The 10793-nt window shown below is 67.1% G+C and carries 4 protein-coding genes and 1 pseudogene; 4 read left to right on the top strand and 1 reads right to left on the bottom strand.

Going from position 1 to position 10793, the window contains the following annotated elements:
- Window positions 1-259: 259 nt before the first annotated feature.
- Entirely contained in the window at window positions 260-1447 is a 1188-nt protein-coding gene (locus NFW05_RS06500; RefSeq protein WP_295303921.1) for a site-specific integrase, read from the top strand.
- 3 nt (window positions 1448-1450) lie between these two features.
- Here NFW05_RS06500 and NFW05_RS06495 read toward each other — a convergent pair whose 3' ends face one another.
- The gene (locus tag NFW05_RS06495) at window positions 1451-2302 is read right to left on the bottom strand and encodes an oxidoreductase (RefSeq protein ID WP_295303919.1); all 852 of its coding nucleotides are present in this window, start codon (window positions 2300-2302) and stop codon (window positions 1451-1453) included.
- 101 nt (window positions 2303-2403) lie between these two features.
- Between NFW05_RS06495 and NFW05_RS06490 the strand changes: the two are divergent.
- From NFW05_RS06490 to NFW05_RS06480, 3 genes and pseudogenes are all read left to right on the top strand, one after another.
- Window positions 2404-2598, top strand: a pseudogene (locus NFW05_RS06490) (integrase); the annotation flags it as partial.
- A gap of 179 nt (window positions 2599-2777) precedes the next feature.
- Window positions 2778-7994, top strand: a complete 5217-nt coding sequence (locus tag NFW05_RS06485; RefSeq protein ID WP_295303917.1) for a DEAD/DEAH box helicase — start codon at window positions 2778-2780, stop codon at window positions 7992-7994.
- Entirely contained in the window at window positions 7991-10792 is a 2802-nt protein-coding gene (locus tag NFW05_RS06480) for a DEAD/DEAH box helicase (RefSeq protein WP_295303915.1), read from the top strand. The genes NFW05_RS06485 and NFW05_RS06480 overlap by 4 nt, the downstream gene beginning before the upstream one ends.
- The last annotated feature ends 1 nt before the right edge of the window (window position 10793 follow it).

The raw sequence follows: 10793 nt of genomic DNA, 5'->3' as shown, positions 1-10793 counted from the left end.
GCCATATTTTGGCGCGCCCGAGAGGACTCGAACCCCTAACCTTCTGATCCGTAGTGCGAGGGCCAGGACTTCGCTCCTTTACGCGCGATTACGCAGAAATACGCTAACTCACTGATATTGTTGACTTCCGTGAGCCGGCGCGGCATGCTCCGTTGCGCTCGGCTACGACGAATTTCCTCGCTCATTGCTGACTTAGTGCTGACTCGGGAGGAAACGCCGCCGCCGCATCGGGATGCCAACTGTCGATCGGAACGCGGGCATGGGCAAGCTCACCAAACGGTTTATCGAGGCGGCGCCGGCGAAGGAGAAGGCGTACATCCTCTGGGACGGCGACATCCCCGGCTTCGGGGTGCGCGTCCACCCGAGCAGCCGCAAGACGTTCGTCCTGCAATACCGCATCGGCCGCCGTTCGCGCACGATGAGCCTCGGCTACACCCGAGTGATCACGCCGGACAAGGCGCGCGGCATGGCGATCGCGCACCTCGCCGCGATCGAGGACAACCGCGATCCGCTCGCCGACCGCGAGGACCACCGCGACGCGCTTAGTTTCCGAGAGCTTGCCATGCGGTTCGATGCCGAGCACATCGCCGTGCACCTCAAGCCCCTGACGGCGGCCGAGTACCGGAGGGCCCTCAAGAAAGCCATCCTGCCGTTCCTCGGCCGGCGCCCGGTCGCTGAGGTGAGCCGCGAGGAAATCGCCCGCTTCCGCCACAAGTACCGGGACGTGCCGTACTTCGCCAACCGCTGCCTCGCCATCCTCTCGAAGATGTTCAATCTCGCCGAGCTGTGGGGGCTGCGGCCGGACGGCAGCAATCCGTGCCGACACATCAAGAAGTACCGGGAAGAAAGCCGCGAGCGGTTTCTCTCCGCGGCCGAACTGCGCCTTGTCGGCCAAGTGCTGTCGGAGATGGAGGCCGAGCGGGTGGAAATGCCGTCGGCGTTGATCGCGGTTCGCCTGCTCATCTTCACCGGCTGCCGGCTTCGCGAGATCCTGACGCTCAAGTGGGAGCACGTGGATTTCGACGCCGGCGTCCTGAATCTCCCGGACTCGAAGACCGGCGCCAAGGTCGTCTACCCCGGCCAGCCGGCGCTCGATGTCCTGCGCACCGCGGCGCGGCTTCCCGGCAACCCATGGGTGGTCTGGGGCAAGAAACCGTGCACCCATCTTTACGGCCTTCAATCCGTCTGGGAGCGGGTGCGCGCTCGCGCCGGGCTCAATGACGTCCGTATCCACGATCTTCGCCACACGTACGCATCGGCCGCTGTCGCCGCCGGCCAGGGCCTGCCGATGATCGGCAAGCTCTTGGGCCACACCCAGGTGCAGACGACGGCGCGCTACGCCCACCTCGCCGCCGATCCGGTGAAGGCGGCAGCGGAGAGCGTGTCGTCAACCATCGCCAACTCCTTGCGGGGAAAGCAAGCCGGGAAGGCCGTCGTTAACGAGTGATCTCTACCTTTCCTCAGCGGGGAAGTCGGCGCCGAGACTGAGATCGCGGAACCGCTCCATTTCCGCGGTGAAAGTCTTGAGCTTGGCCTGCACCATGTCGAGCGCGATCCGCCCGAGCAGGAGATGCAGCGGCGGCTCGGGCGCCTCGACCGCCTTGATGATCGCGTCCGCAGCACGGACCGGATCACCGGGCTGTTTGCCGGAGTAGCCTTGGATCGCCCTGCGGCGAGCCCCGGCGGTCTCGGCGTAGTCGGGGATCGACGCCTTGGGTGTCCTGAGGGACGCTCCCGCCCAATCGGTGCGGAACGGTCCCGGTTCGACAATGGTGACCCGGATGCCGAGCGGAGCGACTTCTGCCGCAAGCGCCTCCGACAGGCCCTCCAGGGCGAACTTCGTGGCGTTGTAGTAACCCACCCCCGGCAGGCCGATCAGCCCGCCGACCGACGAGACATTGAGGATGTGCCCGGTCCGGCGCGTCCGCATGCCGGGGAGCACCGCCTTCGTGAGCGCGGCAAGTCCGAAGAAGTTGGTCTCGAACATCGCTCGAACTTCATCGTCCTCCCCCTCCTCGAGCGCCGCGAGATACCCGTAACCTGCGTTGTTGACCAGGACGTCGATCCTGCCGAACCAGGCCTCTGCGCTCCTCACAACGGCCCGCCGCTGCTCGGCGTTGGTCACATCCAACTCGGCCGCAAGGCACGCGTCCGGATAGCGGCCCGCGAAGTCCTGGATTGTCGCTGTGTCTCGCGCGGTGACCACGGCACGGTATCCGCGCTTCAAAACCTCCAGCGCGAGTTCCCGCCCGAGACCTCTCGAGCAACCGGTGATCAGCCAGACAGGCACATCCGATATCATGAGCAATGCCTCCAGATTGTCGCGGAGCGCATGGTAACGTGTTCCCTGCCCCGCTCAACCGGCGGTTTGCTCGGAGGCGCACGCAGTGGCTTTCCCCGGCCGCCGTCGCCGCCGGCCAGGGCTTGCCGTTCATCGGCAAGGTTCTGGGACACGCGCAGGTGCAGACGACTGCGCGCTACGCCGACCTCGCCGCCGATCCGGTGAAGGCGGCGGCGGAAGAGCGTGGCGTCGGTGATTGCGGGGGCGGTGCTGGGCGAGGAACGGAACAAGACGGCGGCCGGCAGGTAACTTGTTAAGCCCTAATAGCCCAAACCGAAACGCTTCACTATGATCGACGTCGAGAGCGATCCTGGTACTCCGGCGTCCTACCGATCGTTAGGCACAGGCTGCGGAACCACCATGCTCCGCGGGGGGACTTCTCGCTCTCGTCTGAATGTAAAACGCGGCAGAACATCTGCCGCGAGAGGAATGCGCCATGGACGTCTTCAACCTGAGCGGATCGCTGGTTCGCGAGTACGAAGCTTTCTCGCGATCCTTCGTCGCCATTCGGTCGGCGGAAATCCGGAAAAAGGTTGATGAGGGATATGGCAGCCGACGCTTCTGGCCAGCGCCTTTGGTCCAGGTCAATCCTCACTACACGAGCGGCGGGCGTCTCAGTCAGCTTGTCGGGGAGCCCGGCATCAGTGCCGAAACGGCGGCCATATTCCGTGCGCCGGATGGGGTACCGAACGACGCCGATCCGTCTCTGAAGCTGCATCGGCATCAGGCTCAGGCGATCGAGATCGCACTTTCGCGCAAAAGCTACGTAGTGACGACGGGCACCGGTTCGGGCAAGTCGCTCTGCTTCTTCATTCCCATCGTCGACGCAATTCTGAAAGCCAAACGGCGTGATCCCACCGTGCGAACGAGAGCGATTGTCGTTTACCCCATGAATGCGCTCGCCAACAGCCAAAGAGAGGAGCTTCGGAAGTTTCTTGGCGACGATGGAGCGGTCCGTTTTGCTCGCTACACCGGACAGGAATCGCGCGAGGATCGTAAGAAGATCCGCGACCGCGCCCCCGATATTCTGCTCACAAACTTCATGATGCTCGAACTGCTCATGACTCGGCAGAACGAGCTCGACCAACAGGTTCTGGAGAATTGCCGGGGGCTTGAGTTCATTGTCCTGGACGAATTGCACACCTATCGTGGCCGCCAGGGCGCTGACATTGCCTTGTTGATGCGCAGGCTGAAGGCGCGAGTCTGCCCTCCTGAACGACCGCCGATTGCAATCGGAACGTCGGCGACGATGTCGAGCGCCGAGGATGAGAACGAGCGCAAGCGCGCGGTCGCCGATGTCGCCTCTCGGATCTTCGGCACCGCGATCGGAGTTGACGATGTGATCACGGAGTCGCTCAAGCGCGTCACGGATCCGTCGCGGTCGGCGAGCCAGGGACTCGGAGGCCTCCGCGACACTGTGAAGCGAGCGGCCGAACCGGGGGCTCACCGAGGGCGAACGAATGCTGATCTTGCCGGAGATCCGCTGGCGATCTGGGTGGAGACGCGACTCGGCCTCAGGAATGTCGACGTCAAGGCGGAGCGGGCACGGCCTATGTCCTTGGACGAGGCCGAGAGATTGCTCGCGGACGACAGCGGCGTTGCCGTCGAGACCTGCAAACGAGCGCTGCGGGAGGCGCTTCTCGCTTACAGCTTGGGCGAAGGCGACCGCGGCGTCGACGGTGGCCTCAATGGACCACTCTTCGCGTTCCGTCTGCACCAACTGATCAGCGGGGCCGGGCGGCTGTACACGACCCTCGATCCGCCCGGTGTGCGGACGGTGACTTTCGACGGACAGGTTTACGATCCCGAACACCCCGAGAAGCTGTTGTTCCCGGCCCACTTCTGTCGCAAGTGCGGTCAAGAACATCATCCGGTGTTTCAGACCGAGCGCCGAGGACAGATCCGCTTCGAGAAACGGGAGATCGACGACGTCCCCGTCGAAACCGATGACGATCCGGACTTGGGTACTAGGCGTTGGGGCTTCCTGATGCCCGAGCCTGCCGACGGCGACTTCTCGTTCGGCGGGGCGCCCGAGGATTACCCCGAGCCGTGGCAGGAAGTGACGAAACGCGGGGAGGTCCGCGTCAAGGCCAATTTCCGAAAAGCGCAGGCGGCTCTTTATGAGGTTTCCTCGGACGGAGCCGTCGGCGCTGGGGGGATCCGCGTCTGGTTCATGCCGGGACGGTTCAAGTTCTGCCCCGCCTGCGGGGACTACCACACGGACGCGACGCGCGACATCAACCGTTTGGCGTCTCTGAGCGCCGAGGGCCGAAGCTCGGCAACCACCGTGTTGGTGGCTCAGGTCTTACGGTGGATGCACGACGTCGGCGCATCGGCCCTCAGACCGGAACAGCGCAAGCTCCTCGCGTTCACCGACAACCGCCAGGATGCGGCGCTGCAGGCCGGCCACTTCAACGATTTTATCTTCGTGACGCTGCTTCGGAGCGCGATCCTTGCCGCGCTCGACGCAGCAGATTCGGAGGGCCTCACCCACGACAAGGTGGGTTTCGCGATCCAGACGGCCCTCGGGTTCTTCGCGGATAACGTCGAGCGCCGAAATGAGTGGATGGAGGAACCGGACATCAAGGGGGCCGGGCGGATGGATGCCGAGAGAGCCGTTCGCGAAGGCCTTGCCCATCGCTTCTGGATCGATCAGCGGCGCGGCTGGCGGTTCACCAACCCGAACCTGGAACAGCTGGGCCTGCTCCACGCGGACTACGTGTCGCTGGACGACATGTGCGCGGACGATGCCGAATTCGCGAACGCCGAGCCGCTCGCCTCGGCCAGTCCCGAGGAGCGCCGTATCGCTGCGCGCACTCTTCTCGACACGTTCCGAAAGGGCCTTGCGATCGAGACCGACGCCCTCGACAGGACGATGGTCGAGGCACTGGCCGGGCGCATGCGGACGACGGTCAAGGCGCCTTGGTCGATCGCCGAGGACCGGGTGCGAGGCGCAACGACGCTGATGGTGGATCCGCCGCGGCGTGAGGACATGAAACTCGCCGACGAAGCCTATCTGCTGCGCGGCAGCGCCCGCAGTGCCCTCGGTCGGGACCTTCGCAAGCTGTATTTCAACGGCGCGCTGCCGCAGCCCAAGCAGGTCGGAGACATCATCGACGGCTTGATCAGCGCGGCGCGGGCCTACGGTCTGATCACGTCGCATCCGTCGCCGGTCGGTGGCGGCGCCGGCTGGCGGCTCAACGCCAACGTCGTGATCTTCCGCGCGGGCGCCGGTGACGATTCGGCGGAACGGCCCAACGCATTCTTTCGCGACCTCTATCGCGCCGTCGCCCAGATGCTCGCCGGCGGCGGGCAGGCGCTGTTTGGCTTCGAGGGGCGGGAGCACACCGCGCAGGTGGATCCGTTCATCCGTCAGATGCGCGAGGCCCGCTTCCGTTATGGCGACGACGACCAAGGGCTATTGAAGGAGAAACAGGCGGACCTGAAGGAAGCGTCGGAGGACAGGCGATTCCTGCCGACCCTGTTCTGCTCACCGACCATGGAACTCGGCGTCGATATCTCGTCGATGAACGTCGTCTATCTGCGCAACATGCCGCCGACGCCAGCAAATTACGTGCAACGCAGCGGTCGCGCCGGGCGCAGCGGTCAGGCGGCCCTGATCCTTACCTACTGCGCGGCGCAGAGCCCCCACGATCAGTACTTCTTCAACAACGCGGCGGCGATGGTCGCGGGCGTGGTCAAGGCCCCGACCATCGATCTCGCCAACAAGGACCTCGTAGACAGCCACCTGCACGCCGAGTGGCTTGCCGCGACGGGCTTCGAGCTCAACCCCAACATCCCCGAGAACCTGGACATGTCGGCGCCGAACCGCCCCCTGTCCGAGAACGCCCGCAGCGTCGTCGCGTCGCCCGAAGCGACAAAGGCCGGTGCCAGGGCTATGGCTGCCGTGCTCGACTCCCTTGCGCCCGAACTCTCCACGGTCCGCTGGTTCGATGGTGTCGACGCCTATGCTATCGGGCTGGCAGGAAACGCAGCCGAGACCTTCGATGGCGCCTTCAAGCGCTGGCGCGATTTGTTCGCCGCAGCCGAGTCGCAACGCGACGACGCCGACCGCGTGCTCAAGGACTACTCGATTTCCGAGTACGAACGGAAAGCAGCGCAAACCCGCATGGCTCAAGCACTGGGACAGATCTCGCTTCTGCTCGGCGGCTCGGCGAATGTCGGCTCCGACTTTTACGTCTATCGCTTTCTCGCGACCGAAGGCTTTCTCCCCGGTTACAACTTCCCGCGTCTCCCGTTGATGGCCTTTATTCCGGGAGGCGCCGACCACACGCGCGACCGCTACCTGCAGCGCGCCCGCTTCCTCGCCATTTCCGAGTTCGGTCCGGGCAGCCTCGTCTATCACGAAGGGCGCGCATACCGGGTCGACAAGGCGATGCTGGGAGCCGGCGGCAGTGCCGACGGTCGCCTGATCACGTTCGCGACGACCATCTGCCCGGCTTGCGGCGCCGGCCACGACGAGGAGGACCGCGAGTCCTGTCACGTGTGCGGCCACCCGCTCGCCAGGGCCCACGTGACCCGCGACCTGTTCCGCATCGACAACGTCGGCACCCGGCCCGCCGAGCGGATCACCGCAAACGACGAAGAGCGCCGCCGTCAGGGGTTCGACCTTCAGACCACCGTCCACATGCCGGCCGACGCAAGCCGCGTCGACGTCGATCTTGTCGACGCCACCGGCGCCCCGCTCGCTACCGTCACGTTTGCGCCGGCAGCGCGGATCCGGCGCATCAACCGCGGTCTGCGCCGCCGCCGTGACGAGGCGGAAGTGGGGTTCCTGATCAATCCGCGCACCGGCCGCTGGCTTGGCCGGTCCGCCGGCGAGGGCAACGATCCGGCGCCGGCAGAACAGCCCCAGCGCATCACACCGGTGGTCGAGGACCACAAGAACGCGTTGATGATCCGCTTCCCGGCCGCCCTGCGCGCCGAAGCCGGCGACGATGCCGGCGCCCTCATGGTGACCCTGCAGCATGCGCTCGCCCGCGGCATCGAGGCCAACTTCCAGCTAGAAGAGGGGGAGATCCTGGGGGAGCCGACGCCGAGCCGCACCGACCGCAACGCCCTCCTTTTCTACGAGGCTGCGGAGGGCGGCGCCGGCGCGCTCGGGCGTCTGGTGCGCGAGATCGATCAGTTCCGCGCCGTGGCCCGCGACGCCTTGACGTCCATCCACCTGACCGACGTCAGCATCGACGCGGCGATCACCGCCGGGCCGGAGGTGCTGGCTGACGCGCCGGACACGCGCTGTGTCGCCGGCTGCTACCAGTGCCTGCTCTCATATTACAACCAGCCGGACCATGCCGACATTGACCGCCGATTGACGGCATTGCGCCGTTTCTTGTTGCGGCTGCTGACCGCCGAATTCGCCTCAAGCCAAGCGGAGACCGATCCGCTTCCAGGCGCCGTGGCCGATGGCCTGCCGCCGCCGGACGCCGAACCGCTCCGACTCGACGGGATCGAAGTGTCGCTGGTCTGGCGCAACCAGAGGATTGTCGCCGTCGAGGCCGACAGCGCCGCGGCTGCTCGATCAGCGGACTTGGAAGACCGCGGCCTTGCGGTCGTGATCCTGCCGTCCGATGGGGCGGCACGCACCGCTGCGCTTGAAAAACTCGCTCGCCAATTGGAAGGCGCCGGATGACCGCACAGGCGCGCGCCTTCGCCCCCGGTGAGTTGGTCCGCGCCCGCGGCCGGGAATGGGTCGTTCTGGGCGCCGACGACGGCCTGCGCGTCCGCCCGCTCAGCGGCACCGAGGCTGAAATCGAGGTGCTGCAACCCGAGTTAGAAATTGAGCCAATCACGGGAGCCACGTTTCCCGCACCCGCAGCCGACCGCACCGGCGGTCGCGAGGCCGCGCAGCTCCTGCGCGACGCGCTGCGCCTGTCGCTGCGCCGGGGGGCGGGGCCGTTCCGCAGCGCCGGGCGTCTCGCCTTCGAGCCGCGGGCCTATCAGCTGGCGCCGCTGCTCATGGCGCTCCGGCACGAGACCGTGCGCCTCTTGATCGCTGATGACGTCGGCATCGGCAAGACCATCGAGGCTGGCATGATCATCCGCGAGTTCCTGGATCGGGGCGAGATCGAACGCTTCGCCGTACTGTGCCCGCCGCACTTAGTCGACCAGTGGACCCGCGAACTGGAGGAGAAGTTTGCGCTCTCCGCCATGGCGGTGACCGCCTCCGGCGCGGCGCGACTGGAGCGAGATCTGCCCGACACGGTCAGCGTGTTCGACGCCTATCCGTTCACCGTCGTCAGCCTCGACTTCATCAAGAGCGACCGTCGACGCAACGACTTCCTGCGCGCCTGCCCGGAGATGGTGGTGATCGACGAGGCGCACGCGTGCGTCAGCGGCGGCCGCGCCCGCCACCAACGCTTCCGCCTGTTACGGGACCTCGCCGCCGACCGGGAAAAGCCGAAGCACATGATCATGCTCACGGCGACCCCGCATTCCGGCGACGAGCAGGCGTTTCACAATCTGCTCGGCCTGCTCGACCCAGATTTCACCCTGATCGGCCAGGCCGCCGAAGCAGAACGCCGGCGCATGCGCGAGCGACTCGCCGGGCACTTCATCCAGCGCCGTCGGGCCGACATCGCCGACTGGCGGGAGCCCGACCTGTTCCCGGCTCGGGAGACCAGTGATCTGGCGTACCGCCTGTCGGGCGGCCACGAGCGGCTGTTCAATGACGTGCTCGCGTACTGTGCCGACGTGGTCGACGCCGCCGATGGCGACCGCCGCCGTCGACTTGCGTTCTGGGGAACGCTGGCACTGATGCGCTGCGTCGGCTCCAGCCCCGCCGCGGCCGCCCGCGCGCTCCGGACCCGCGCAGTCATTGACATCAATGGCGAGGAGGAAGCGGCGATGGCCGCCCGCGCCCTCGACGACGAGGAGGCGGCCGAGGATGACGTGGAGCCCGGCGCGGCCATCGATGATCCCCGGCTCGCCGGCCTGATCGCCATGGCCGACCGGCTGGCCGACGACCCCCGCCGCGATCCCAAGTACGCCTGCCTGCTGAAGGCGGTGCAGGGCCTGATCGCCGGGGGCTTCCGCCCGGTCGTGTTCTGCCGCTTCATCGCCACCGCCGAGGCCGTCGGCGCGAGCCTGGCGCGGGACCTGGACGACGTCCAAGTGGCGACGGTCACCGGCGATTTGCCGTCCGACGAACGTGAGGCCCGGGTCGAGACGCTGGCCGAGGCGGCGGACCGCCGGGTGCTGGTCGCGACCGACTGCCTGTCCGAGGGCGTCAACCTGCAGGCTTGGTTCGACGCCGTCGTGCACTACGATCTGTCGTGGAACCCGACGCGGCACCAGCAACGCGAGGGCCGCATCGACCGCTTCGGCCAACCGTCGAAGCTGGTCCGGACGGTCCTGATCTATGGCGAGAACAACCCCGTCGACGGCGCCGTGCTCGACGTCATCCTGCGCAAGGCACGGCGCATCGAGCAGGAGACCGGCGTCCGCGTACCGTTGCCCGACCAGGACGGCAGCCTGACCCAGGCGCTGATGTCGAAGGTGCTGTTGCACGCCCGCGCACGCGGCCAGCTGACCCTCGACCTGCAGATGCCGGAGGCGCGCGCCTTCGACGTCGCCTGGACCAACGCGTCGGAGAAGGAGAAGCGCTCGCGCACGGTGTTTGCGCAGCGCACCCTCAAGCCGGAAGAGGTGGCGCCCGAGTGGGACGCGACCCGCCTCGCCCTGGGCGGCGCCGAGGACACCGAGCGCTTCGTCACCCGCGCCCTCATCCGCCTCGGCCGGGCGCCGCAGCGACTGTCGGACGGCACATGGCGGGCGTCATTGGCTGTCAACAGTCCGATGCTGCGCGAGCGGCTGATCGCCGAAGGCTTGGTCGAGGACGTCGCCGAACCGCCGCCGGTGCGGCTGGCGTTCGGCCCCAAAGCGCCGGCGCGCGCGACCGCCCTACACCGCACGCACCCGCTGCCGGGCGTTCTCGCCGAGACGTTCCTGGAGGAGGCGCTGGAGGCGGGCGAAGAGAAAGGCGACCCGGCGGTGCTGCCCAGGATCGGCGCCTGGGAGTCTGCGGGCGTCGAGCGCGTGACGCACCTGTTCGTCTTGCGGCTGCGTCACCGGCTCGACAGCCGCGGCCGGCTCGGCGCGCCGCGCTTCCAGATGGCCGAGGAGGCGGCAGCCGTGGCGCTCAGCAAGTCCGGCACGCCCATCGCCCAAGGCCCCGGCGCCTTTGCCCTGCTCGACGCCGACAGCGCTGACCTCGCCGAGGCGGTCAAGGCGCGGGAGATCGCAGCCGCCCTCGATACCCTGCCGGCGCGCATGAACGCGTTGAACGCCTTCGCCGCCGAGCGCGCCGCGTGTCTCGCCGAGGACCATAGCCGGGTGCGCCGCGTCCTCGGATCGCAAGCGCAGGTGAGCGTCACCGGCGTCGAACCGGTGGACGTCATTGGCCTCTACGTGCTGCTGCCAAGGCTCTGAG

Source organism: Accumulibacter sp., from assembly GCF_023806625.1.
Classification (GTDB): domain Bacteria; phylum Pseudomonadota; class Gammaproteobacteria; order Burkholderiales; family Rhodocyclaceae; genus Accumulibacter.
The sequence above is the reverse complement of the archived record's forward strand: the minus strand, read 5'-3'. Positions and strand labels throughout refer to the sequence as shown.